Origin of the sequence: Microbacterium sp. NPDC060117, from assembly GCF_042729315.1 — a bacterium.
Lineage (GTDB): Bacteria > Actinomycetota > Actinomycetes > Actinomycetales > Microbacteriaceae > Microbacterium.
The window spans coordinates 335644-358603 of sequence record NZ_JBHWXR010000002.1 but is presented as its reverse complement, the minus strand read 5'-3'; the positions used below and the strand labels follow the sequence as shown (position 1 = coordinate 358603).

24 protein-coding genes and 1 tRNA gene are annotated in these 22960 nt (G+C 69.6%); 8 read left to right on the top strand and 17 right to left on the bottom strand.

What is annotated here, in order from left to right; translation table 11 throughout:
• Nucleotide 1 precedes the first annotated feature (1 nt).
• Entirely contained in the window at nucleotides 2-781 is a 780-nt protein-coding gene (gene pgl, locus ACFWCK_RS07825; RefSeq protein ID WP_378805333.1) for a 6-phosphogluconolactonase, read from the top strand.
• 30 nt (nucleotides 782-811) lie between these two features.
• Here the strand turns inward: pgl and ACFWCK_RS07820 are convergent, their stop codons facing one another.
• Nucleotides 812-1969, bottom strand: a complete 1158-nt coding sequence (locus ACFWCK_RS07820) for a DMT family transporter (protein WP_233309547.1) — start codon at nucleotides 1967-1969, stop codon at nucleotides 812-814.
• A gap of 67 nt (nucleotides 1970-2036) precedes the next feature.
• Here ACFWCK_RS07820 and def point away from each other — a divergent pair, with 67 nt between their 5' ends.
• From def to ACFWCK_RS07805, 3 genes are all read left to right on the top strand, one after another.
• Nucleotides 2037-2603 carry a peptide deformylase gene (def, locus tag ACFWCK_RS07815; protein WP_378805332.1) on the top strand — a complete coding sequence of 189 codons (567 nt, stop codon included), beginning with the start codon at nucleotides 2037-2039 and terminating at the stop codon, nucleotides 2601-2603.
• A 143-nt stretch (nucleotides 2604-2746) separates the two neighbouring features.
• Nucleotides 2747-3259: a septum formation family protein gene (locus ACFWCK_RS07810; RefSeq protein ID WP_233309390.1), complete on the top strand. Its 513-nt coding sequence runs from the start codon at nucleotides 2747-2749 to the stop codon at nucleotides 3257-3259.
• A 155-nt stretch (nucleotides 3260-3414) separates the two neighbouring features.
• Nucleotides 3415-3487, top strand: a tRNA-Asn gene (locus tag ACFWCK_RS07805).
• Nucleotides 3488-4023: 536 nt separating this feature from the next.
• Here the strand turns inward: ACFWCK_RS07805 and ACFWCK_RS07800 are convergent.
• The 4 genes from ACFWCK_RS07800 to dusB are packed head-to-tail and all read right to left on the bottom strand — an operon-like array spanning nucleotide 4024 to nucleotide 9266.
• Nucleotides 4024-4794 carry an ATP-binding cassette domain-containing protein gene (locus ACFWCK_RS07800; RefSeq protein WP_378805330.1) on the bottom strand — a complete coding sequence of 257 codons (771 nt, stop codon included), beginning with the start codon at nucleotides 4792-4794 and terminating at the stop codon, nucleotides 4024-4026.
• A 53-nt stretch (nucleotides 4795-4847) separates the two neighbouring features.
• Nucleotides 4848-6737: a DNA primase gene (gene dnaG, locus ACFWCK_RS07795; protein WP_378805329.1), complete on the bottom strand. Its 1890-nt coding sequence runs from the start codon at nucleotides 6735-6737 to the stop codon at nucleotides 4848-4850.
• Nucleotides 6737-8122, bottom strand: coding sequence for a deoxyguanosinetriphosphate triphosphohydrolase (locus ACFWCK_RS07790; protein ID WP_233309387.1), 1386 nt, complete (start codon nucleotides 8120-8122; stop codon nucleotides 6737-6739). Before ACFWCK_RS07790 ends, dnaG begins: the two co-directional genes overlap by 1 nt.
• Complete coding sequence (gene dusB, locus ACFWCK_RS07785; RefSeq protein WP_233309386.1) at nucleotides 8112-9266, bottom strand: tRNA dihydrouridine synthase DusB; 1155 nt, start codon at nucleotides 9264-9266, stop codon at nucleotides 8112-8114. Before dusB ends, ACFWCK_RS07790 begins: the two co-directional genes overlap by 11 nt.
• Nucleotides 9267-9326: 60 nt before the next feature.
• On the opposite strand from dusB, the gene ACFWCK_RS07780 reads away from it, so the two are divergent.
• On the top strand, nucleotides 9327-9818 hold the full coding sequence (locus ACFWCK_RS07780; protein WP_233309385.1) for a glutathione peroxidase: 492 nt from the start codon (nucleotides 9327-9329) through the stop codon (nucleotides 9816-9818).
• A gap of 41 nt (nucleotides 9819-9859) precedes the next feature.
• Here the strand turns inward: ACFWCK_RS07780 and ACFWCK_RS07775 are convergent, their stop codons facing one another.
• Nucleotides 9860-10543 (bottom strand): DsbA family protein, encoded by a 684-nt coding sequence (locus ACFWCK_RS07775; RefSeq protein ID WP_378805328.1) that lies wholly within the window; start codon nucleotides 10541-10543, stop codon nucleotides 9860-9862.
• 53 nt (nucleotides 10544-10596) lie between these two features.
• Here ACFWCK_RS07775 and ACFWCK_RS07770 point away from each other — a divergent pair, with 53 nt between their 5' ends.
• Entirely contained in the window at nucleotides 10597-11166 is a 570-nt protein-coding gene (locus ACFWCK_RS07770) for an AAA family ATPase (protein ID WP_378805327.1), read from the top strand.
• Between the two features lie 15 nt (nucleotides 11167-11181).
• On the opposite strand, the gene ACFWCK_RS07765 is transcribed toward ACFWCK_RS07770, so the two are convergent.
• Both ACFWCK_RS07765 and ACFWCK_RS07760 read right to left on the bottom strand, forming a co-directional pair.
• Nucleotides 11182-12126, bottom strand: coding sequence for a tetratricopeptide repeat protein (locus ACFWCK_RS07765; protein ID WP_378805326.1), 945 nt, complete (start codon nucleotides 12124-12126; stop codon nucleotides 11182-11184).
• Nucleotides 12123-14003: a glycosyl transferase gene (locus ACFWCK_RS07760; RefSeq protein WP_378805325.1), complete on the bottom strand. Its 1881-nt coding sequence runs from the start codon at nucleotides 14001-14003 to the stop codon at nucleotides 12123-12125. The genes ACFWCK_RS07765 and ACFWCK_RS07760 overlap by 4 nt, the downstream gene beginning before the upstream one ends.
• Before the next feature lie 186 nt (nucleotides 14004-14189).
• On the opposite strand from ACFWCK_RS07760, the gene ACFWCK_RS07755 reads away from it, so the two are divergent.
• The gene (locus tag ACFWCK_RS07755; RefSeq protein WP_233309380.1) at nucleotides 14190-15254 is read left to right on the top strand and encodes an AI-2E family transporter; all 1065 of its coding nucleotides are present in this window, start codon (nucleotides 14190-14192) and stop codon (nucleotides 15252-15254) included.
• Between the two features lie 6 nt (nucleotides 15255-15260).
• On the opposite strand, the gene ACFWCK_RS07750 is transcribed toward ACFWCK_RS07755, so the two are convergent.
• The 9 genes from ACFWCK_RS07750 to rpsB all read right to left on the bottom strand — a co-directional run bounded on the left by ACFWCK_RS07750 (nucleotide 15261) and on the right by rpsB (nucleotide 21972).
• Entirely contained in the window at nucleotides 15261-15974 is a 714-nt protein-coding gene (locus ACFWCK_RS07750; RefSeq protein ID WP_378805323.1) for an alpha/beta hydrolase, read from the bottom strand.
• A 1-nt stretch (nucleotide 15975) separates the two neighbouring features.
• Nucleotides 15976-16260 (bottom strand): hypothetical protein, encoded by a 285-nt coding sequence (locus ACFWCK_RS07745; protein WP_378805321.1) that lies wholly within the window; start codon nucleotides 16258-16260, stop codon nucleotides 15976-15978.
• 13 nt (nucleotides 16261-16273) lie between these two features.
• Nucleotides 16274-16858, bottom strand: coding sequence for a transglycosylase SLT domain-containing protein (locus ACFWCK_RS07740; protein ID WP_308192498.1), 585 nt, complete (start codon nucleotides 16856-16858; stop codon nucleotides 16274-16276).
• Between the two features lie 166 nt (nucleotides 16859-17024).
• Complete coding sequence (locus ACFWCK_RS07735; protein ID WP_378805320.1) at nucleotides 17025-17606, bottom strand: DivIVA domain-containing protein; 582 nt, start codon at nucleotides 17604-17606, stop codon at nucleotides 17025-17027.
• Nucleotides 17603-18694 carry a phosphatidate cytidylyltransferase gene (locus tag ACFWCK_RS07730; protein ID WP_378805319.1) on the bottom strand — a complete coding sequence of 364 codons (1092 nt, stop codon included), beginning with the start codon at nucleotides 18692-18694 and terminating at the stop codon, nucleotides 17603-17605. The genes ACFWCK_RS07735 and ACFWCK_RS07730 overlap by 4 nt, the downstream gene beginning before the upstream one ends.
• 8 nt (nucleotides 18695-18702) lie before the next feature.
• Nucleotides 18703-19257 (bottom strand): ribosome recycling factor, encoded by a 555-nt coding sequence (gene frr / locus ACFWCK_RS07725; protein WP_233309375.1) that lies wholly within the window; start codon nucleotides 19255-19257, stop codon nucleotides 18703-18705.
• A 102-nt stretch (nucleotides 19258-19359) separates the two neighbouring features.
• On the bottom strand, nucleotides 19360-20076 hold the full coding sequence (gene pyrH, locus ACFWCK_RS07720) for a UMP kinase (RefSeq protein ID WP_233309374.1): 717 nt from the start codon (nucleotides 20074-20076) through the stop codon (nucleotides 19360-19362).
• A gap of 109 nt (nucleotides 20077-20185) precedes the next feature.
• Nucleotides 20186-21013, bottom strand: coding sequence for a translation elongation factor Ts (gene tsf, locus ACFWCK_RS07715; protein WP_233309373.1), 828 nt, complete (start codon nucleotides 21011-21013; stop codon nucleotides 20186-20188).
• A 77-nt stretch (nucleotides 21014-21090) separates the two neighbouring features.
• On the bottom strand, nucleotides 21091-21972 hold the full coding sequence (gene rpsB / locus ACFWCK_RS07710; protein ID WP_378805317.1) for a 30S ribosomal protein S2: 882 nt from the start codon (nucleotides 21970-21972) through the stop codon (nucleotides 21091-21093).
• A gap of 285 nt (nucleotides 21973-22257) precedes the next feature.
• Here rpsB and ACFWCK_RS07705 point away from each other — a divergent pair, with 285 nt between their 5' ends.
• Complete coding sequence (locus ACFWCK_RS07705; RefSeq protein ID WP_378805316.1) at nucleotides 22258-22941, top strand: murein hydrolase activator EnvC family protein; 684 nt, start codon at nucleotides 22258-22260, stop codon at nucleotides 22939-22941.
• The last annotated feature ends 19 nt before the right edge of the window (nucleotides 22942-22960 follow it).

Here is a 22960-nt window from a genome sequence, read left to right as displayed (position 1 = left end):
GATGGCTGCGGATTCGCCCGCCAAGCGGGTCGTCATCGGCGAAGACCCGGCGTCGCTCGCGCGGCTCGTCGCCGACCGGTTCCTCGTCCGCGTGCAGGCGCGGATCAGGGACGGACGAATCGCCCACGTCGCACTCACCGGCGGCAGCATGGGATCCGCCGTGCTGAGGGCCGTCGCGGAGGACGCGCGCACGGCCCAGGTGGACTGGTCGCTCGTGCACTTCTGGTGGGGCGATGAACGTTTCGTGCCGGCGCAGGACCCCGACCGCAACGCAGGACAGGCCAGGACGGCGCTGCTGGACAGGATCCCTGTGCCTGCGGAGAACGTGCACGAGATGGTCGCGAGCGACGCAGGGCTGAGCCTGGATGAGGGCGCCGCGGCCTACGCCGCAGAGCTCGCGCGCTTCGGCGATGCGGAGCGCGCCTGGCCCTCGTTCGCCGTGTGCTTCCTCGGAGTCGGGCCGGACGGACACATCGCCTCGCTCTTCCCGGACCACGCGGAGATCAGAGTGACCGATGCCGCGGTGCTGCCCGTGCGGAACTCGCCGAAGCCGCCGCCGGAGCGGATCACGTTGACCCGCCCGGTGATCAACTCCTCGAAGCGGGTGTGGCTCGTGCTCACCGGCGCCGAGAAGGCATCGGCTCTCGGGCTCGCCCTGGCGGGCGCGAACTACGAGAACGTACCGGCCGCGGGCGCCAAGGGACGCAAGCGCACCGTGTTCTTCGTCGATGAGGCAGCGGCCTCCGAGGTCGCGCCCGAGCTCATCGACGTCGACTACTGATGGACATCGCCGGACCCGGTCCGGCGCACGTCAGATCCGCGAGGATCCGTTTCCGCGCTCGTCGGCGTCGCCGCCGGTGCGGGGCGGGTCCTCGCGGCGTATCGGCGCGACGTTCGACGGCCACCCGGACTCCTCGAGCGGACTCGCGGGGGGCGTGGGGGGCACTGTGTCGTCGGAGGAGACGCGCGGCGCCGGGGCATCGATCCCAGCGGCCCCGGATGCGCTGACCCCACCGGAGCTCCCCCGCTCGATCGGCAGCTCCTGGCTCTCGCTGACGACCTGCGGATGGTAGCGGGCGAGCGTGACGACGCCCCACCCTGCGATCAGGCCAGAGACCCCGAAGGCGACGAACACCCAGACGGGTGCGGCGGCGCCCTCCTCCAGCACGAGCAGGCCGATCAGCACGGCCACCATCGGATCGATCACGGTGAGCCCGGCGATGACCAGGTCCGGCGGACCGGATCCGTACGCGGTCTGCACGAAATAGGCGCCCGCGGCGCCGGCCGCGATCAGCGCGATCACGCACACGGCGGTCAGCCAGTCGAACTGACCGGACTGGATGCGGCTGATCACCGCCTTCGCGAGCGTCGCCACGAAACCGTACAGGATGCCCGCACCGGTGACGTAGAAGAGCGCGCGCATGCGATGCCGGAGGATCAGCCAGCACGTGCCGAGCAGGATGATCACGAGCAGCAGGATCGTGAGGATCGTGAACAGCTGGGTCTCGCTGATCTTCCGCTCGACGGCGAACAGTGCGGCGAACAGCACGAAGATGAAGATGCCGCCCACGCACGCGAAGATCGACACCACGGAGCGCTTCGTCGGCGCGACGCCGCTCACCCGCGCGTTGAGCAGCGTGGTGATCACGAGCGCGATGGCACCGAGCGGCTGGACCACGATCAGGGGCGCCTTGGTGAGCGCTGCGAGCTGGCAGACGATCGCCAGGGCCAGCATGAGCGTGCCGACGATCCAGGACGGGCGCGTCAGCAGGCCTTTGACCTGCACCCAGCTGAGCCCGGTCGCCGCGTCCGATCCGCTCAGGCGCTCCACCTTCTCGACGCCGCGGTGCTGATACTGCGCACCGAGCGACATGAACACGGCCCCGGCGAGGGCCAGCGGGATGCCCATCAGCAGGCCAGGGTTCGCGAACACGCCGGCGAGGTGTTCGCCGACGTCCGCGGCCCCCATTTCCCTCGTCAGGTCCTCAAGCACCCTTCGAGCCTACCTGCCGTGATGCGCCGACTAGGGTTGACGCGTGGCTGTGCTTCCGATTCGCATCATGGGCGATCCCGTCCTGCATTCCCCCGCCGACCCCGTCGGCGAGATCACCAATGAGATCCGCACCCTGGTGGCGGACATGCACGAGACGATGGACGTGGCCCCCGGCGTCGGGCTCGCCGCGCCGCAGGTCGGTGTCGGCCTGCGGATCTACGTCTACTCGTACGTCGACGACGACGAGAACCCGTGGCGTGGCGAGATCATCAACCCCGTGCTGTGGATGGCGCCCCTGTCGCCCGGCTCCCCCGACCCCGACCTCGAGTCCGAAGGCTGCCTCTCCTTCCCCGGCGAGCGGTTCCCCCTGCGCCGCTCGGAGCGCGTGCTGGTGACGGGCGTGGATCTGAACGGCGACGCCGTGCGCATCGAGGTCGACGGGTGGCGCGCCCGCATCATGCAGCACGAGTTCGATCATCTCGACGGCATTCTCTATGTCGACCGCCTCGACGACGGCGACTGGAAGACCGTGCAGAAGATCGCCCGCAAGCGCGGCTGGGGCCGCCCCGGCGCCAGCTGGCTGCCCGGCGTGGACGATCTCGAGGGCTGACCCCCGAGAAGTTCCACTCTGCACAGAAATTCCCCGGTACAGCGGGGTTTTCACGCAGGTTTGAGATTTCCTCTTCGACACCGGTACGTTCGTAGCGGTCCCGCGTTCTGCGTGGATTCATAGCTTCTAGAGGGGGAATTCCCATGAACGACCGCGCTCTTCTCCGTCGCGCCGCCGTCGTCGGCGCCGCGCTGGCGCTGGCAGCCGGGCTCAGCGGCTGCAGCGTGCTCAACAGCGTCCTCGGCAACGGGGGCGGCGATGCGCCGCGTAACGACAAGGCCGAGGTGACCGAGAGCTCGAGCATCGGCATCTTCAATCTCAAGCTCGGCGACTGCAAGATGAGCGACTCGGGGACCACCGTCAGCGACACCGACGTCGTCCCCTGCGACAAGCCGCACGACGAAGAGGTCTTCTACGAGTTCAAGCTCGAAGGCGCCGAGTACGACTCCGCCGCGATCGACAAGGAGGTCGAGAAGTGTGCCGGTGACGCCTTCACGACGTTCATCGGCATCGCCTTCGACGACTCCACCCTCGACGTCGCCTACATGACGCCCACGAAGGACACCTGGGACGAGATGAACGACCGTCTCGTGCAGTGCATCGTGAGCGACCCGGCCGGGCAGACCACCGGCTCCCTCAAGGGCTCCGCGCGCTGAGCAGGCCGGATCCCGCGTCTTCCGGAGGGGCTCGCCACGGCGGGCCCCTCCGTCGTCTCCGCCGCGGGCGCCGACGCGCCCGGGCGTCGCGCCGTGGCGGAGTCATGACCCAACCTTTGCTATAGTTGACGAGTTGCCCGCGCAGCGGGAAGCATTCCTCGGTAGCTCAATTGGCAGAGCAGCCGGCTGTTAACCGGCAGGTTCTTGGTTCGAGTCCAAGCCGGGGAGCAATCCCCCGAAGGCCCCGTCTCATGACGGGGCCTTCGTCGTTCCCGGGGTCTCCCGGGGCCACCACGCCATCTTCGCCGCATCGGACGCATACCGTGCCCTGATCGCGCTTCGCGGCGGCTCCAGGCTGTGGTGCGGCTGTTGCGATACGCGCAGAGAACTGGCATCTCTTCGTGACGTCGGAAGGCGCACGGAACAGATGAACAGCGACATAGATTCACCCTGTCGCGCGTCACTCTCCGCAGAGGATGAGCAGTTCGCGTAATGCAGGCGCATCGGCCCCGTCTCTCCAGTGCACGGAGTCCGCGCTGCGAGGTTCCCAGACGCCGATCAGTGCCACCCAGGGCCGTGCGAACGCCAAGGGGGGTGGCAGGTGCGGCCGGCCTAGCGCCGGCCGCACCGCCGATGACGCGGAATGTCACCAGGGCGGTCGAAGGCGCCGATCACATCATGGTCCGCAACCCGCCCGATGCATAGCGCCGGAACCGATGTCCGACGCGGCGTCGTCGAGTGACCGTGCGAAGCTCTGTCGACGATCAGCGCGCGTGCTCGGCGCCAGGGGTCCAGAGCAGATCCGCCCCCGCGCCGCGTGCGACCACGTGGCCCTCGCGGATCATGAGCGTCTCCGCGCCCAGCTCTCGCGCGAACGCGGCGTCGTTGCTGACCAGCAGCGCCGCCATCCCCCGTTCGGTGCGGCGCCGCGTGATCGCCGCGAACACCACCGGCCGCACCTCCAGATCGAGGTTCGCGAGGGGCTCGTCGGCGATCAGCACGGTCGGATCGAGCACCAGAGCCCGGGCGATCGCGACACGCTGACGCATGCCCGCGCTGAGCTCGTAGGGGAACGAGGCGGCGAGACCCAGCGGCAGGTGCAGCTCGTCGAGCAGCGTCGCCACCCGGATCGCCAGCGCCTTCACGTTCACGCGGCGCTCGCGCTGCAGGATCGGCTCCGCGATGATCTCCTGCACGGTCAGCTGAGGCGTGAGCAGCGCCCCGGCGTTCTGCGGAAGGTAGCCCGCACGATAGGTGAGCTCTCGCAACCGGCGTCCGGGGTGGCGTACAGAGACGCCGCACACGGTCGCGGAGCCTCCGACGACCCGGATCGAGGGGTCGGCGGCGCCGGCGAGGGCACCGACCAGCGTCGACTTCCCGGCCCCGGTGGCACCGGCGATGCACATCAACTCCCCCGCGGGCAACGCGAACGTCACGCCGTCGATCGCCCTGGTGGGCGCGGAGTGCCCGATCCGGTCGATCACGATGTCCTCGCAGACGATCGCTGTGGATGCATCCGCCGTCGCACGTGCCATGCACCCATCCTGCCCGATGGCCGCCGGCGCCGGGCCCCGTTCCGCGGCGGGCCTCAGTACTCGATGAAGCGCTGTCGCTCGGCGTCGATCTCGACGATGCGGCGTGCGATCGAACGCGCGCCCTCCGAGTCGGCGGGCAGCCGCTGGATCGCTCCCAGCAGCTCGTGCTTCTCCCGCTCCAGCCCCTTCACGATGAGCCGGCGGCACAGATCCGTCGCCGAGGCCCTCGCACCCTGCTCGTCACGCGCGGGAAAAGCCGCCATCAGGAGCTCTCCGCCCAGGGCACGGTACGGCTCCCTCACCGCATCCACCGCCTGCAGCGCCCAGCCCGGTCGCTGCCGGTCCGGGACCTGCGCGACCGCCTCGCGCACCGCATCCAGGGCCGGCACGGAGAACGGCGCGGTCATCGCGCGCTGCAGCAGCTCCGCGTCGAGCTGATGCCCGTACTGCAGCGCCCCCATGAGGGCGTCGCGCTCGAGCGGAGCGTCCCCGGTGCGGGGAAGCGTGGCGAGCGTCACGACGGGAGCGGCGGCCGGGGCGGCCTGACCGTCGAGGGCGCCGGGTCGCGAGCCGACGGCCGGAGGCGCCGACCGCTGCTCGTGAGCCGCCGCGTCGCTCTGCCGCCGGCGCTCATGACGACGCACCTCCGCGTGCACGTCCGTGGGATCCATGCCGAGACGGCGGGCGAGGATCCGCTCGTACTCGGGACGCAGCAGAGCGTCGCGGATCTCGGCGACGATCGGCGCCGCCGCACGCAGCGCACCCACGCGCCCCTCCGCGGTGCCGAGATCGAACGACCCGATCTTCCGATCGATGACGAACTCGAACATCGGCACCTTGGCCGACATGAGGCCGCGCACGGCCTGATCGCCGCGCTGCAGACGCAGGTCGCACGGATCCAGGCCGTCTGGCGCCACGGCGACGAAGGTCTGGGCGTTGAACCGGTCGTCCTCCGTGAAGGCGCGCAGTGCGGCCTTCTGTCCTGCCTCGTCGCCGTCGAACGTGAACACGACCTCGCCGGCCGCGGAGTCGTCGCCCATCACCCGGCGCAGGAGCTTGATGTGCTCGGCGCCGAAAGCCGTGCCACAGGTGGCGATGGCCGTGGTGACGCCGGCGAGGTGGCACGCCATCACGTCGGTGTACCCCTCGACCACCACGACCCGCTTGGGATCGCCACGGGAGATATCGCGTTTGGCCAGATCCAGCCCGTAGAGCACCTGGGCCTTCTTGTAGATCGGCGTCTCCGGGGTGTTCAGGTACTTCGGACCCTGATCGTCGTCGTAGAGCTTGCGCGCGCCGAACCCGATGGTCTGGCCCGTGACGTCGCGGATCGGCCACACCACGCGTCCACGGAACCGGTCGTAGACCCCGCGCTGACCTGCGGAAACGAGTCCGGCCGCGGTGAGCTCGTCGCGGGTGAACCCCTGCGAGCTGAGCGCCTTGAGCATGCCATCCCAGCCGCGCGGGGCATAGCCCACACCGAAATGGGCTGCGGCGCCCGCGTCGAATCCGCGCTGGCCGAGGAACGCGCGAGCCGACTCGGCCTCCGGGCTGAGCAGCTGACCGCGGAAGAAGTCCGCGGCTGCCGTGTTCGCGGCGTAGAGCCGGCTGCGTCCGCTCGTCTCGGGCGCGGGGCCGCCGTCCTCGTAGTGCAGGGTGTACCCGACGCGGCCGGCGAGGCGCTCGACCGCCTCGGTGAAGCTGACGTGGTCCATCTCGCGCAGGAACGAGTACACATCGCCCGAGGCGCCGCAGCCGAAGCAGTGGTAGTAGCCGACCTGCGGGCGCACGTGGAAGCTGGGGCTCTTCTCGTCGTGGAACGGGCACAGCCCCTTCATCGAACCCACGCCCGCGGACTTCAGCGAGACCCGCTCCCCCACGATGTCGGCGATGTTGGTGCGCGACTTGACCTCGTCGACGTCGGCCTGCAGGATCCGGGGCATCAGCGCGCGCCGTGTTCTGCGTCGACCAGCGCGGCCCGTGGAGAGTGCGCCGGACGCGGCCGCGCGTGCCGGGGCGACCAGATGCCGACCTCGGCGGGGTCGATGTCCCCGACCAGTCGGTTGTGCCAGTCCACCGCGGTCTGGTCCGTCAGGCTGGCGACCTGGTCGACGACCACCCTGGCGCGCTCCGCATCGGATCCGGCCGCGTGGAAGTCCGCGGCGAAGGCGGGCTCGAGCACATCGGCTCCTGCGGTCCACAGCGCGTCCGTCGACCACAGCGCGTCGGCCAGGCGCTTGAGCACCCTGCGCTGCTCCTTGTAGACGCCACGACGGGCGTCGATCGTGACGATCGACTGGCCCATGATCCCCTTGAGCACGGCGATCTCGGCCTCGATGACCTTCGGCACCACCACGTGCGCGCTGTACCGGGCGAGGCTCGGGCCTGGATAGGCCTCGCGCGTCGCAGACACCGCGGCCCGCGCGAAACGGCCGATCATGTCACTGGTCAGGTTCTTCAGTCGCGCCAGATCGCGCCGGGACCGGTCGAACGAACTCAGCCACATCGGCTGACGGGTGAGCCGGTACAGCGCATCCGCGAGATCCTCGCGGGTGAAGTCGTAGCCGACCCACTGCTGGACGCGCCCGACGAGCGCATGATGCTCAGCCGGATCCGCCAGCTGAGCGACGTCCAGGTAGCCGTTGACGATCGCGTCCTCGAAGTCGTGCACCGAGTAGGCGATGTCGTCGGAGAGATCCATGATCTCGGCCTCGATGCAGCGCAGCCGCCCTGGGGCGCCCTCGCGCATCCAGCGGAACACGTCCTCATCCTCGGGGTAGACGCCGAACTTGAGCCGGCCGCCGGGATCGGGCAGCGGACTGTCCGCGGTCCACGGGTACTTGCAGGTCGCGTCGAGGCTGGCTCTGGTGAGGTTGAGACCGACCGAACGATCACGGTCGTCGAGCACTTTCGCCTCGAGGCGCGTGAGGATCCGCAGGGACTGCGCGTTGCCCTCGAAACCCCCGATGTCCTCGGCCCAGTCGTTGAGCGCGCGTTCCCCGTTGTGCCCGAACGGCGGATGCCCGAGGTCGTGGCTGAGACACGCGGTGTCGACGACGTCGGCGGAGACGCCGAGGGCAACCGCGAGTTCGCGGCCCACCTGCGCCACCTCGAGCGAGTGCGTGAGCCGGTTGCGTGCGAAGTCCGCGGTGCTCGCCGGGCTCAGCACCTGGGTCTTCGCCGCCAGGCGGCGCAGGCCCGCCGAGTGCAGCACGCGGGCGCGGTCGCGGGCGAAGTCGTCCCGTTCCGATCGGTGGGTCTCGGCGAAGAAGCGCGCAGCATCGTGCGCACCGTAGCCGTCGACGCGCACCGCGGTCTCAGCCGCCACTGTTCTCGACCTCTGCGCCGCGCATCATGTCGGTGACATCGGTGGCGACCTCGCGCGAGTCCAGCCACCCGTCCGGCAGCGCCGTGCGCTTCGGCGTGCCTGCGCGACCACGCTGCCCCTCGGCCGCGGCTCCCGGATACGGCGCGTCGCCGAGGGTGCCCAGGATGTCGTCGATCTCCTGCAGGGTCGACACGCGGGCGAGAGCCGATCGGGTCTCGCCACCGACGGGGTAGCCCTTGAAGTACCAGGCGACGTGCTTGCGGATGTCCTTGCAGCCGCGGTCCTCGTCCTCGAAGAACTCGACCAGGAGCTCGGCATGCCGACGGAACGCGTCCTTGACGAAGCCCAGGGTCGCGTCGACCTGGACCGCGTTCTCATCGCCGAAGGCTCCTGCGAGCTCGCCGAAGAGCCACGGCCGGCCGAGGCAGCCGCGTCCGACCACGACACCGTCGCAGCCTGTCTCCGTCATCATCCGGATGGCGTCGTCCGCGCTCCAGATGTCGCCGTTGCCGAGTACCGGGATCGTGGTCACCGCCTGCTTGAGCTCGCCGATCGCCGACCAGTCCGCGTGGCCGGAGTAGTACTCACCGGCCGTGCGCGCATGCAGCGCCACCGCGGCCGCACCGGCGTCCTCCGCGGCACGTCCCGCATCGAGGAACGTGAGGTGGTCCTTGTTGATGCCCTTGCGCATCTTGACCGTGAGCGGCACGTCGCCCGCCGCCTTCACGGCGCGATCGACGATGTCGGCGAACAGCCCGATCTTCCAGGGCAGCGCCGCTCCGCCGCCCTTGCGCGTGACCTTGGGCACCGGACAGCCGAAGTTCAGATCGATGTGGTCGGCCCTGTCCTCCGCGACGATGATCCGCACGGCCTCGGCGATCGTGGCCGGATCCACCCCGTAGAGCTGGATCGATCGGGGCGTCTCGCTCTCGTGATGCTGGATGAGACGCATGGTGATCGCGTTGCGCTCCACGAGCGCCCGCGAGGTGATCATCTCGCTCACGTAGAGTCCGGCGCCGTACTCACGGCACAGGCGACGGAACGCGGTGTTGGTGATGCCCGCCATCGGCGCGAGCACGACGGGGACGTCGATGCGCAGCGGGCCGATCTGCAGGGGCCGGACGGAGGCAGGGGCGAGAGTCATATCCTGTCCATTGTCCCAGATCCGAGGCCATCGATCCCCGTCGCTCCTAGGCTTGGGGATATGTCCGACACCGCGCTGCGCCAGATCCCCTTCACCGATGCCGATGGCGGCACCCGCACCCTCGACGACTACGGCACCGGCCCCGTGCTGGTCGTCAACGTCGCCTCCAAGTGCGGGCTGACCCCGCAGTACGCGCAGCTCGAGGAGCTGCAGCGCCGTTTCGGCGAGCGGGGCCTCACCGTGGTCGGCTTTCCCTGCAACCAGTTCTTCGGGCAGGAACCCGGATCCATGGATCAGATCCTCGAGTTCTGCTCCACGACGTACGGGATCTCGTTCCCGATCAACGACAAGGTCAAGGTCAACGGGCGCAGCGCGGCCGACCTCTACAAGAGCCTCAAGCAGACCGAGGACGGTCACGGCAAGGCGGGCCGTGTGGAGTGGAACTTCGAGAAGTTCCTGGTCTCGCCGGACGGATCCGTGCAGCGATTCCGCCCGCGCCAGGTGCCCGACGACCCCGAGATCCTCGCCGCGATCGAGGACGCCCTGGCCTGAACGCCGCCGCGCGGTGATGCGGCGGCGGCCAGGGCGCGCCGTCAGCCCTCGAGCACCTCTGCGGTGTCGCCGCGCTTCGCCCACAGCTCGCGCAGCACGCCGGCGAACGCCTCGGGCGGCTGCGCGCCGCTGACGCCGTACTGGCCGTCGATCACGAAGAACGGCACGCCCTGGATGCCGTACGCCTGGGCCTGAGCCTGGTCCGCGCGCACGTCTGCGAGGTGCCGCTCCGTGTGCAGCGCCTCGAGCGCCGCTTCCCGGTCGAGGCCGATCTCTGCGGCGAGGTCGGCAAGATCGTCGATGCGACCGACATGGCGCCCCTCGATGAAGTACGCGGACATCAGCCGCTCCTCCATGTCGTGCTGACGACCCTGCGCCTTCGCGTGGTGCAGCAGCTCGTGCGCCTTGACCGTGTTCGTGTGCTGCAGCAGGTCGAAGCGGTAATCGAGCCCGGCCTCCTTGGCGACCCCGGTCACACGGTCGAGCATCTGCTCCACCTGCGCGCGCGGCATGCCCTTGTGACCGGCGAGGAAGTCGGCCTCGTCGCCCTCGAAGTCGACGGGTGTGTCCGGCGAGAGTTCGAACGAGTGGAACGTGATCGACACCTGCGGTGCGTCGTCATCCTCCGCGGTGGCCGCGAGCCCCGCTTCGAGGTTGCGCTTGCCGATGTAGCACCAGGGGCAGGCGATGTCGGACCAGATGTCGATCGAGATGGGTTCGCTCACACATCGATTCAACCGCATACTCCCACGGATATTCCGGATGCTAGCCTCATCCGATGCCCGACGACGCCGCTCCCGTTCCGGCCGCGCCGCAGCGGATCCTCATCGCGGGCGTGACCGGAAGCGGGAAGACGACGCTGGCGCGCCGCGTGGGGGCGATCCGGGGGTTGCCCCACATCGAGATGGACGCGCTGTTCCACGGGCCCGACTGGACGCCCCGGCCCGCGTTCCTCGACGACGTGCGGGAGTTCGTCCGGACCGACCGCTGGGTGACGGAGTGGCAGTACTCGAGCAAGGGCACGGATCCGATCCTCGCCCCGCGCGCGGACCTGATGATCTGGCTCGACTACCCGTATCGCATCGTGCGCACGCGCCTGATCTGGCGCACGATGTCCCGCAGCGTGCGCCGCACCGACCTGTGGAACGGCAACCGCGAGAGGCCGCTCTGGGACATGCTCCGCCGCGGGCCCGAGGAGAACATCCTGCGTTGGCAGACCACGACGCTGCACAAATGGCGCGACCGCATGCCCGCGATCGCCGCCGCACATCCGGATCTTCCGATCCTGCGGTTCGCGCACCCCCGTGAGGCGGAGCGCTGGATGCGGACGCTGCGGCCCGGTCCCTGAGCGGTTCGGGAACGGTCAGAACAGCAGCGTGGCGAGGCGCCTGCGCGCCGCGGCGACGCGCGCATCCGCGTCGCCGACCAACCCGAACAGCTCGACGAGGCGCTCGCGGACGAGGCCCTTCTCATCCGACGGAACCACGCTGAAGAGGTCGAGCAGCCGGTCGAACGCGTCAGCGACATGCCCACCCGCGACATCGAGGTCCGCCACCGCGAACTGCGCGGCGATGTCCGTCGGCGCTGCCGCGGCCGCCGCGCGCGCCTCGTTCAGGTCGAGATCCTGCGTGCGGAACAGCAGACGGACCTGTCCGAGACCGGAACGCGCATCCTCGTCTCGCGGATTCTCCGCCAGAGCCTGCTCGTACGCCTCGATGGCCGCGGCGAAGTCGCCGCGCTCGATCGCATCGAACGCCGCCTGGTGCAACGGCGCGAGCGGCTGCTCGACCGGCTCCGCCGACTCGTCATCCGCCGCCGGCTCACCGACCGGGATCGTGCCCGTCACACCGTGCTGTGCGGCCAGCTGCAGAAGCTGCGCGAACACCTCGCGCACCTGCTCCTCCGGCACCGCACCCGTGAACAGCGGCACGGGCTGACCCGCCACGAGCGCGACCACCATCGGGATGGACTGCGCGCGGAAGCCCTGGGCGAGCTGCGGATTGGCGTCCACGTCGACCTTCGCGAGAACCACTCGGCCCGCGAGCTCGGTGACGACCTTCTCCAGCACCGGGCTGAGCTGCTTGCAGGGACCGCACCACTCGGCCCACAGATCGACGACGACGGGCACGCTCTGGGACAGTTCGAGCACCTGCCCGAACGTGGCGTCCGTGACGTCGACGATCAGAGGGACGGCCGTGTCGTTGGCCGGCCCCTGCTCCGGCGCGCCCGGTGCCGGAGCGGCGGGACGGTTGCGCAGTGAGGACAGGTCGACGGCGCCGCGGAGGGCGGCGGCGGACAGCTCGGTCATTTGATCTCCGTCACACTCTGAAGCTGCTGAGAGGCCGCCAGCAGCGTGATCTTGGCCTCGGATCCCTGCGCGGGCACCGCGAAGAACAGCTGCATCCCGTACACCGACACGAAGCCCGTCTTCGACTCGTCCACCCCTGTCAGCGCCTTCGCGGGGGCGTTCACGACGGTGCCGTTCGTGTCGACGTTCTTGATCGAGGCGTCGGCGCTGGTCGGCTTGATCGTCTGCGAGTCGTCGACGGTCACCGAGACGATCGCGCCGCTGTCGATGCTCGACATCGACACGGGGGCCCCGGCGCCGGCGGTCGCGGCGAAGGCGAGACTCGAGGTGCTGTCCGCGCCCTTGTCCTTCAGCGCCTGGAGCACGGTCGCGCGGCTGTCCTGGACGGCCTTGGCGAAGGCGAGCGCGGACTTGTCGAACTTGTCGTAGAACTCGCTCTTGTCGCCCTGGTCGATCACGTTCGCGAACTCTTTGGCCAGCTCGTCAGGTGCGGCCACGAGGAACGGTGAATCCGGCGGGGTGAGTTTGGCGCCCAGCCAGGCGGGAGCCATGTTCGGCAGCTTCGCGGACGCCTGCATCTCGGCGACCGAGGAGATCTTGTAGTCGGACCACGGATCCGGCTGGGTCATCATCATGATCAGCGGCGCGACCTTGTCGTCGCTGCCGTGCTCGACGAGCATCAGCACCGTACGCGGCCATGAGTCGTATGCCTGGGGCACGAGGATCTTGACCTTGTCGGCCGGGATCTTCGCGGGCAGCGCGAAGTCCGCGACGCTCTTGCGGACGGCGTACGCGGTCTTGCGAGCCTCGAGGGCCGCGCCCTCCAACCGGGTCTCCGCCTTGGCCGCGTCCATGTTCTTGTCGGCGTCGGCCAGCGTGCCGGAGATGCTCTCCAGGATCCGTGCGGCCTGCGCCTCGGTCACGGCGGGAGCCTGCTGGCCCGCCTCGACGGCCTGAGTCTCGGTGGGCGTCGGCGTCGGCGTCGTCGCGGAATGCGGCCAGATGTCGGGCGTGCAGCCGCTGAGCAGGGCGGCGGTCACGCCGACGACGGGGAGCAGCAGAAGCGCCCGCCGACGTTTCGGGCTCGCCGCACGACGCTCGCGCACGGCGCCGTCCCGGTTCGACGACGCGGGATCGGTCTCCGACGGCGTCTCGCCGTCGGACGGAGCGGCGGCCTCGGGGCCGGCGTCGATGGCGGCGCGGTCCGCCACGTCGATCGGCTCGGTCACGGGGAGGGGCGGCGGCGCCTTGCGACGCGGGCCGCGGCCCCGGCGCGAATGCCGGATCGCGAGCACGTACAGGACCAGCCCGACCAGGAGGAGGATGCCGCCCGCGACCATGAGGGGTCCGGCCCACGGCGTCGCCGTGTCGAGCGGCCATTTCAGCACCACGTCGGTCGGCGCTTCGGCCTTGCCGTCGGACGCGACCAGCACGCTCACCCCGTCCGGCACCTGCATCCGATCGATCAGCGAGTTCTTGTCCGTGAAGCTGTCCAGCCACAGATCGGAGCCGGCGGGGTTGCGCTGTGCGTTCTCGGCGCCGTCGCCCGTGACGGTCGGCTCGACCACCTTCGCCGTGGTGGTGCCGTCCTTCGCCAGGGTGATCCGGTTGTAGCTCGCGTCGCTCAGCCAGGCTTCGAGATCGGCGGTGCGGGCCTGGGCGACGAAGATCGTGCCATCGCCGTGTGCGACGAGCGTCTGCTCCCCCGGGTGCGCGCGGAGGACGGCGGAGTCGATCACCGTGTACGTCTGGGGTGCCTTGACGGTCAACTCGGCCGCGACGTCCTTGGGGCCGAGGAAGATGGTCCGCTGCGCGATGCCCGTCCCGATCAGGACGGCCGCCAGCACGAAGGCCAGAACAGCCCATACAAAACGCACGAAAAGTCTCCTCCGCGATCCACGGGCAGGCGCCCGGGATCTCCGCTCGACGTTTCAGACTAGCGAAACGACCTGTATGGATGCCACGAGAGGCCCCTCGGCGCGCTCAGCCGCGGCCGTGCGGCGATGCTCAGGGGCACGGCGGGACGCGCCCGTTACGCTGGAGGACCGAACCCGAAGGATCCCATGAAGCTGCACAACCCGTTCCGCACCGCCCTCGTGGCGACCCTCGGCGTGGGCCTGGGCATCATGCTCATCCAGGGCGTGCAGTCCCTGTCGACGATCCTCCTGTATGTCGGAACCGCCTTGTTCCTGAGTCTCGGCCTGGATCCGATGGTGAGCTGGCTGACCCGTCGTCGTCTGCCTCGCTGGGCGGCGGTGCTCATCACGATCCTGGTCGTGCTCGGCGTGTTCGCCGGCATCGTGCTGATGGTGATCCCGATCCTGGTGAGCCAGATCTCTCAGCTCGTCCAGCAGATCACGCAGATCGTGAACAGCGGCACCGCGTTGGCCGATTTCAAGCACTGGCTGGAGGGGCTGCTGCCGAATCTCGACGTCGACACCGTGTTCGGCTACATCAACGACTGGCTGAACAAGAACCTCGGCGACATCAGCAGCTCGATCGGACAGGGCGTGATCGTGGTCGGGGGCGCCCTCTTCGCGGGGATCAGCGGCACGTTCATCGTGCTGATCCTGACGATCTACTTCACGGCGGCGATCCCCTCGCTCAAGGGCGCCGTCTACCAGGTGGTTCCGGCCTCCAAGCGCGACCGCTTCATCGACCTCGCCGAGCAGATCACGGCCTCGGTCGGGCACTACGTCATGGGTCAGGTCGCGATGGGCGTGATCAACGGCGTGCTGAGCTTCATCTTCCTGTCGATCATCCAAGCGCCCTTCCCGATCGTGCTCGCCGTGATCGCGTTCTTCTTCTCCCTGATCCCTCTGGTCGGCACGCTGACGGGATCGACGCTCATCGTCCTGCTCTGCCTCATCCCGGGGCTCGGCTCTCCTCCGTGGGCCTGGCTGATCGCCGCGGCCTATTACCTCGTGTACATGCAGGTCGAGGCCTACGTCATCTCGCCCCGCGTGATGAACCGTGCGGTCGCCGTGCCCGGAGCCGTGGTCGTGATTGCGGCGCTGTCGGGCGGAGCACTGCTCGGCCTGCTCGGCGCGCTCATCGCGATCCCGGTCGCGGCCAGCGTCCTGATCATCTACCGCCAGGTGCTCATCCCGCGGATGAACGAGAGATAGCCGCTCTCAGGCCGCAGGCCATTCCCGCGCCAGCGGAAGTGCGGCAGGGTTCACGGCCGCGACGATCTCGTCCAGCACCCGACGGGTCTGGGTCTCCCCCACCCAGAGATGCTTGCCGCCGTCCACGGCGATGAGCTCGACGTGCGGGATCGCCGCGAACCGCGTCACAGCCTCGGCCGGACGCAGGTAGTCGTCGAGTTCGGGGACCAGCACCACCACGCGCCGGTCGTCGTGCGCCCAGGCGGCCACCTCTGCGGCCGTGGTGCGATGCAAGGGCGGCGACAGCAGGATCACGCCCTCGACGTCGTGGTCCCGGCCGTACTTGAGCGCCAGTTCCGTGCCGAAGGACCAGCCCACCAGCCACGGCCGGGGCAGACCGCGCTCGCGCACGCATGTCATGGCGGCCGCCACATCGTGGCGCTCCGCCGTCCCGCCGTCGAACGCGCCGTCGCTCGTGCCGCGCGGCGAACTCGTGCCGCGCGTGTTGAAGCGCAGTACGGCGAGGTCGGCGAGAGCCGGCAGCCTCGCCGCCGCCTTGCGCAGGATGTGCGAGTCCATGAAGCCGCCGGCCGTGGGCAGCGGATGCAGGGTGACGAGCGTCGCCACGGGAGCCGCCTCCTCGGGCAGGGCGAGCTCTCCGACCAGTCGCAATCCATCGGCGGTGCGCAGCTCGATGTCCTCGCGCCGTGCGGGCAGAGGGCGCGGTCCTCGGATCTCCACCTCAGCTCCTGTTCCAGCAGCCGTTGTGCCAGTGCCGTCGAGCGGCCAGATCAGCCGCGTCGCCCAGCACGCCGTCCGCGCGCCAGACCACGACATGCGCCGTGCCGGCGGAGATCGCGCCCCTGCACCCCGGGCAGATGTACTCCTTCTGCGCCTGCGCCGCCGTCAGCGGCTGGACGTACCATTCCGCGCCCCCGCGCACCTCGGTGCGCTTCCACCCGGCGATCAGCCGGTCGAGGGAGTCCTCGTGCGGGCGCTCCTGACGTCGTCGATGCGGGCGTGGCATGGGTGAGCGCTGCTCACCACCAGTTGTTGGCCGACCAGAACGCCACCGCGGCGCCCCAGCTGCCGTAGCGACCGACGGCGTAGCCGTTGCCCCAGCGCAGGTTGTCGACGGGGTCGTAGCCGTTGCCGGGCACCTTGCTGCACGGCAGCGCCTGCACCAGACCGCACGCGCCGGATCCGCTGTTGGTGGCGTTGGGGTTCCAACCGCTCTCGCGACTCACGATGTAGTCGACGTAACCCCAGTCGCTGGATGCGATGCCCGCCGCGGCCATCCACTCCGCAGGTGCGCCGCCGCCGCTGTAGTACATCGGGCCCGCGTCGCCCGATGAGCCGGAGGACGAGGAGGACGAGTCGCTGGAGGCGACCACGGGCTCAGGCGTCGGGGTCGGCTTCGGGGTGACGTACACCTCGAACGCGTCGCGCGTCTGCGACGTCGGCGTCGCACCGTGCACCGAGACGGTGATGTTCTGCGCGTCGCGCGCCGCCAGTGAGTACGCGGTGGTCACCGCGGCGTGCGCCGGCTCGGAGGCCGACATCGCGAACCCTGCGGGCGCCACGATCGCGACGGAGAATCCCACGACGGCCAGCCCTGCCAGCACCGCGGAAGTCCCCCGCCGATGAGGGTGCGCCTTCGAGGTCGGTCGGGGTGCTGTGGCTGCTGCGTTCTGCACGGCGGTTCGGGGGCGCGCCGCAATCGAATCGTTATCGGGAGTCACAATGGCTCCGAGTTTAGCCAGCCGAACCTGAATTCGCCATGAGAATCGCTCAACGGATTGCCAGCAGGACGTCGATCGTGGCGTCGAGCAGCGCGTCGACCTGCTCCTCGCGATACCCGCGACGCTGCATCCGGAACGCGGTCTGCCGCACCTGCTCCGCCGTCAGCGCGTCGCCGTCGCGGAGAAAGCGCACGATGCGCTTGGCCACGTGATCGACCTCGTCGATGCGGTAGCCGAAGGTCAGCATCCCGGTCCGTGCGAACTTGTGCCCGGGGGCCCGGGTGAGGTGATCCAGGATCACCTGCGCGTCGCTGCGCGCACGCCCGACCCACGCCGAGGCGCCGTCCGTGGAGACGACGAGGGCGCGCTCGCGCTGTGCGAACGCCTCCTCGACCCTGGCCAGCGCCGCATCCACGGCGGGTACGTCATAGCCGCCGCGCACCATCGGAAACGAGGCCGCGCGGATGTCGGCGGATCCGATCCCCTCGGCATCGTCCTCGAACGCGCGACGCGCACGGGCCAGGAACGTGTCGACGGCGGCGCGCTGATAGCCCTTCTCCCTTCGCGGGAGCACGGGGAAGCTCGGCGCGACGGCCGAGGCGTCGCGGTCGGATCGTGCGGAATCGGTCATGCTGCCGCCAGAGGGGTGAGGAGGAGGTACAGGGCGAGGGCGACCACGGCCGAGGGAAGCATGCTGTCGAGCCGGTCCAGCAGACCGCCATGTCCCGGGATCCAGGAGCTCATGTCCTTGATGCCGAGATCGCGCTTGAGCAGCGACTCCCCCAGGTCTCCGATGGTCGCGGAGGCCACGAGGACGGCGCCGAAGATGAGGCCGGCCCACCACGGCACGCCCAGGAGGTAGACGCCGACCAGGGCGCCGGCGAGCAGGGATCCGACCACCGCGCCGGCGAAGCCCTCCCACGTCTTCTTCGGGCTGACGCGCGGCGCCATCGGATGCCGCCCGCCGCGCCCGAACAGCAGGCCGGACGCGTAGGCGCAGGTATCGGCCACCACGACGACGACGATGAGCGAGAGCACCCACCACTCGCCGCGCGGCTGACGCAGCAGCATGAGCATGAGGGCACCGAGGAACGGCACGTACACCTGGATGAATCCGCCGGCGAGTGCGTCGGTGAGGACGTCGCCGTAGGTGCGTCCGTCCTTCGTGACCATCTGCGCGACCAGGCGCCACACGACGACGCCGAACACGGCGACGAACAGCATCACCCAGGTCAGCCACGGTTCGGCGAAATACCCGCCCGCGGCCAGTGCCGCGCCGAGCACGAGCTGCGGCCACAGGTCGACCTTGCGACCGCCGGTGCGCAGCGCGAGCACGAGCTCCCAGACGGCGATCAGGATGATGGCGAGGCCGATCACCACGAATGACCATTTCGCGAACAGCAGCGAGGCGAGGATCACCCCGCCGATCAGGAGGCCCACGCCGATCGCGACCACCAGGTCGCGCCCGGTGCGCTCCTTGATGCGCTCGTTCGCCTGGTCCAGCTGGTCGCGGGCGTGCGAGACGTGCGTCTCGATCTCGGCCTTCTTCGCCCGGAACTGCGCCTGCAGATTCTCACCGCTGCGCGCAGGCGGGTTCTCCTCGCCGCGCGAAGACAGGGTCTCGTCACCGCGCCGCCGCTGCGCGTCGCGCGTGCGCGGCGGAAGAGGCGGTCGTGGCGGGATCCTCGACGCGTCGTCGTCGTCGGACGGGGTGCTCATAGGCGGTCTCAGACCTCGAGCAGCTCGGCCTCTTTGCGCTTGACAGCCTCGTCGATGAGGTCGACGTGCTGGCGCGTGAGGGCATCGAGCTCCTTCTCCCCGCGGGCGATCTCGTCCTCGCCGAGATCGCTCTTCAGGGCGTCCAGCTCATCCTTCGCCTTGCGACGGATGCCGCGGACGTGCACCTTCGCGTCCTCGCCCTTGCTCTTCACGAGCTTCACGTACTCCTTGCGGCGCTCGGCGGTGAGCTCCGGCATCGTGACGCGCACGATGTTGCCGTCGTTGGAGGGGTTGGCCCCCAGGTTCGGCATGTCGCGGATGGCCTGCTCGATGGCCTTGAGCGCCGACTTGTCATAGGGCGTGACGTTGAGCGTGCGAGCCTCGGGGTTGGCCAGCGAGGCGAGCTGCGCGAGAGGCGTCGGCGTGCCGTAGTAGTCCACCAGGACCTTCTGGAACATCTGCGGGTTGGCACGGCCGGTGCGCACCGTGCTGAAGTCCTCCTTGGCGGCCTCGACGGCGCGCTGCATGCGGGAGGTGGTGTCGGCGAGGACATCCGCGATCACGGTGACTCCTATTCGTCAGGGGGTTGCGATGCAAGTCTATCGGGGAGGATGCGCGGATCCCCGGCCCGACGCCCAGCGGCGCGGCCCGGGGATCCGATGGCCTCAGGCGATGACGCGGGTTCCGATCGGCTCGCCCAGGAGCGCGCGGGTGATGTTGCCGGCGGGCTCCATGCCGAAGACGCGCATGTCCATGCCGTTGTCCATGCACAGGCTGAACGCCGTGGAATCGACGACCTTGAGGCCGCGCACGAGCGCATCCTGGAAGGTGATCTCCTCGATCCGCTCCGCCGAGGCGTCCTTCTTGGGGTCGGCGGTGTAGATCGCGTCCACGCCGTTCTTGGCGACCAGGACCTCGTCGGCGCCGATCTCCAGCGCGCGCTGAGCCGCGACGGTGTCCGTGGAGAAGTACGGCAGGCCGGCGCCGGCGCCGAAGATCACGACGCGGCTCTTCTCCATGTGCCGTTCGGCACGCAGTGGCAGGTACGGCTCGGCGACCTGGGTCATGGCGATCGCGGACTGCACGCGCGGCGACGCTCCCGCCTGCTCGAGGAAGTCCTGCAGGGCGAGCGCGTTCATGACGGTGCCGAGCATTCCCATGTAGTCGGCACGGGCCCGGTCCATGCCGCGCTGGCTCAGCTCCGCTCCGCGGAAGAAGTTGCCACCGCCGACGACGACCGCGATCTCGACCCGGTCGGTGGCGGCTGCGATCTCTCGCGCGATCTGGCTGACGATGTCCGGGTTGACCCCGAGCTGGCCACCGCCGAAGGCCTCACCGGAGAGCTTGAGGACGACGCGTCGTCGCCCCTGTCGTTCGGTCATGGAGTACTTCCTCTCGTCTGGGAAAAGATATCGTCTGCAGCCCCCGCACAAGAGCGGGGGCATGACGAAGGGGTCCGGATCCTGGTGGATCCGAACCCCTTCGATGCTGTTACGCGCCGACCTTGAAGCGGGCGAAGCCGGTCACGTTCAGACCGGCGTCCTTCGCGACCTGGCCCACGGACAGCTTGTTGTCCTTGGCGTAGTCCTGCTCGAGCAGGGCGACCTGCTTGAAGAACGCGGTCACGCGACCCTCGACGATCTTCGGCAGGGCGGCCTCGGGCTTGCCCTCGTTGCGGGAGATCTCGGTGACGATCTCGCGCTCCTTCTCCACGTCCGCGGCCGGGACGTCCTCACGGGTGAGGTAGGACGGGTTCGCGAACGAGATGTGCTGCGCGATGCTGCGAGCGGTCTCCGCGTCGTCACCCGTGTAGGCGACGACGACGCCGATCTGCGGCGGGAGGTCCTTGCTCGTGCGGTGCAGGTAGACCTCGGTGCGCTCGCCCGAGATGGTCGCGACGCGACGCAGCTCGACCTTCTCGCCGATGATCGCCGCCTCGTCCGAGATCAGCTGCTCGACGGTCTGACCACCGGCGTCCGCCGCGAGGGCGGCCTCGACGGAGTCGGCCTTGATGGCGGCCGCGGCGTCGGCGACCTTGTCGGCCAGCGCGATGAAACGCTCGTTCTTCGCGACGAAGTCCGTCTCGCAGGCGAGCTCGACGAGCGTCACGGCGCCGTCCTGCTCGCGGGCGACGACCAGGCCCTCGCTGGTGGAACGGTCAGCGCGCTTGGCGTTGCCCTTCGCACCCTTCAGGCGAAGGATCTCGACGGCCTTCTCGACGTCTCCGTCGGCCTCCTCGAGCGCCTTCTTGGTGTCGACCATTCCCGTTCCGAGCTGCTCACGCAGCGCCTTGATGTCGGCGATGGTGAAGTTGGCCATGTTGTGGTGGCTCCTTGCTTCGTATGTGTGCGTGGTGGTTGCGGGTCGGAGGGCTTACGCCCTCCGACGGACCGCGATTACTTGTCGGCCGACTCGGCGTCGGCGACCTCGGTCGCCGTCTCGTCCGCAGCAGCGGCGATCGCCTCGTCATGCGCCTCGGCGCCGGCCTCGTCAGCAGCGGACTCGGTGGCGGCGGTCTGCGCGTCGGCGCCTTCGAGGAGCTCCTGCTCCCACTCGGCGAGCGGCTCGGCGTCGCCGGCGTCCGGGTTGTGCTTGAGCTGCAGGCCCTCGGCCGCGGCGTCGGCGATGATGCGGGTCAGCAGCGAGACGGAGCGGATCGCGTCGTCGTTGCCGGGGATCGGGTACTGGAAGTCATCCGGGTCCGCGTTGGTGTCGAGGATGCCGATCACCGGGATGCCGAGCTTCTTGGCCTCGTCGATGGCGAGGTGCTCGCGCTTGGCGTCGACGACCCACAGGGCCGACGGGGTCTTGGTCAGGTTGCGGATGCCACCCAGCGACTTGTGCAGCTTGTCGAGCTCGCGCTTCTTGAGCAGCAGCTCCTTCTTCGTGAAGCCCGAGGCGGCCGGGTTCTCGTAGTCGAGCTCCTCGAGCTCCTTCATGCGGGCGAGACGCTTCGCGATGGTGGTGAAGTTCGTGAGAAGACCACCGAGCCAGCGCTGGTTGACGTAGGGCTGGCCCACGCGGGTGGCCTGCTCGGCGAGGATCTCCTGCGCCTGCTTCTTGGTGCCCACGAAGAGGATGGTGCCGCCGTGCGCGACCGTCTCCTTGACGAAGTCGTAGGCCTTGTCGATGTAGCCGAGCGACTGCTGCAGGTCGATGATGTGGATTCCGCTGCGCTCCGTGAGGATGAAGCGCTTCACCTTCGGGTTCCACCGGCGGGTCTGGTGTCCGAAGTGAACGCCGCTGTCGAGCAGCTGGCGGATGGTGACGACGGCCATGGTCGTGCTCCTTGCTTGTTGAGGTTGTGCTGCCGATCGGACGATCGGCGATCCTGGTGCCCGGCGCACACTCCGCTCTCTTCCGAGAGACCTGTGGAGTGTTCGCCACGTTGAACGCTGTGGGCACGCGTAGTCACCCCGATAGACGGGATGCCCTGCAAGCATATCAGGGTCGCGACGTGGGGTCGCACCCGATCCGTCCGCACAATCCGGCGGCCGCACCGACTCTGCACCGATCGCGCGGAACGCACGCCGCGCGATCGCCGCGCGGCGCAGGATCAGGGGATGGGCTCCCTTCGCACCCCTCGCTGCCCGGCGGCGATCCGTCGCCGGCCGATCCGGCTGCTCGCGATCGCGGCCGCGCTGCTCGGCGGACTCATCCCCGTGACGCTGCCGGCTGCGGCGCCCACGGCGGCCGCTTGCGGGCATCCTGCCGGGGCGGACGGCGGAGCCCCGCTCCAGAGAGGCGGGCCGTCCCCTGGTCTGACCCCGGCGGCGGGGTCGGGCTCTGCGGCGGGGCGCGGCTCGGGCAGCGCCCCCTCTCCCCTGCCGGACCATGACTGGCTCTGGCCCGCCGAGGGCGCCCGCTCGGTGATCGTGCCGTTCCGAGCTCCCGCGCACGACTACGGACCGGGACACCGCGGCATGGACATCGCCGCGATCGACGACGTCAGGGCTCCGGCCGATGGCGTGGTCGCATACCTGGGCACGGTCGTCGATCGCCCGCTGCTGACGATCGACCACGGCAACGGCTTGGTCACCACGCTCGAGCCCGCACAGTCGGCGCTCGCTCCCGGCGCGACGGTGCATCGCGGGGACGTGATCGCGACGGTATCCACCGGCGGGCACACGCCGGCGGGGGCGCTGCATATCGGCGTGCGCTGGAACGGCGTCTACGTCAATCCGATGCTGCTGTTCGGCGACGTGCCGCGGGCGGTGCTGCTGCCCTGCGGCTCCCGTGGCTGCTGACGATCGTCCCGCCGCGACG

Bases quoted from the DNA above. Each gene is read 5' to 3' on its own strand.
- pgl (WP_378805333.1), top strand. From the start codon at position 2: ATGGCTGCGGATTCGCCCGCCAAGCGGGTCGTCATCGGCGAAGACCCG.
- ACFWCK_RS07820 (WP_233309547.1), bottom strand. From the start codon at position 1,969: ATGGGGGCCGCGGACGTCGGCGAACACCTCGCCGGCGTGTTCGCGAAC.
- ACFWCK_RS07810 (WP_233309390.1), top strand. From the start codon at position 2,747: ATGAACGACCGCGCTCTTCTCCGTCGCGCCGCCGTCGTCGGCGCCGCG.
- ACFWCK_RS07800 (WP_378805330.1), bottom strand. From the start codon at position 4,794: ATGGCACGTGCGACGGCGGATGCATCCACAGCGATCGTCTGCGAGGAC.
- dnaG (WP_378805329.1), bottom strand. From the start codon at position 6,737: ATGCCCCGGATCCTGCAGGCCGACGTCGACGAGGTCAAGTCGCGCACC.
- dusB (WP_233309386.1), bottom strand. From the start codon at position 9,266: ATGACTCTCGCCCCTGCCTCCGTCCGGCCCCTGCAGATCGGCCCGCTG.
- ACFWCK_RS07780 (WP_233309385.1), top strand. From the start codon at position 9,327: ATGTCCGACACCGCGCTGCGCCAGATCCCCTTCACCGATGCCGATGGC.
- ACFWCK_RS07770 (WP_378805327.1), top strand. From the start codon at position 10,597: ATGCCCGACGACGCCGCTCCCGTTCCGGCCGCGCCGCAGCGGATCCTC.
- ACFWCK_RS07765 (WP_378805326.1), bottom strand. From the start codon at position 12,126: ATGACCGAGCTGTCCGCCGCCGCCCTCCGCGGCGCCGTCGACCTGTCC.
- ACFWCK_RS07755 (WP_233309380.1), top strand. From the start codon at position 14,190: ATGAAGCTGCACAACCCGTTCCGCACCGCCCTCGTGGCGACCCTCGGC.
- ACFWCK_RS07745 (WP_378805321.1), bottom strand. From the start codon at position 16,260: ATGCCACGCCCGCATCGACGACGTCAGGAGCGCCCGCACGAGGACTCC.
- ACFWCK_RS07735 (WP_378805320.1), bottom strand. From the start codon at position 17,606: ATGACCGATTCCGCACGATCCGACCGCGACGCCTCGGCCGTCGCGCCG.
- ACFWCK_RS07730 (WP_378805319.1), bottom strand. From the start codon at position 18,694: ATGAGCACCCCGTCCGACGACGACGACGCGTCGAGGATCCCGCCACGA.
- pyrH (WP_233309374.1), bottom strand. From the start codon at position 20,076: ATGACCGAACGACAGGGGCGACGACGCGTCGTCCTCAAGCTCTCCGGT.
- tsf (WP_233309373.1), bottom strand. From the start codon at position 21,013: ATGGCCAACTTCACCATCGCCGACATCAAGGCGCTGCGTGAGCAGCTC.
- rpsB (WP_378805317.1), bottom strand. From the start codon at position 21,972: ATGGCCGTCGTCACCATCCGCCAGCTGCTCGACAGCGGCGTTCACTTC.
- ACFWCK_RS07705 (WP_378805316.1), top strand. From the start codon at position 22,258: ATGGGCTCCCTTCGCACCCCTCGCTGCCCGGCGGCGATCCGTCGCCGG.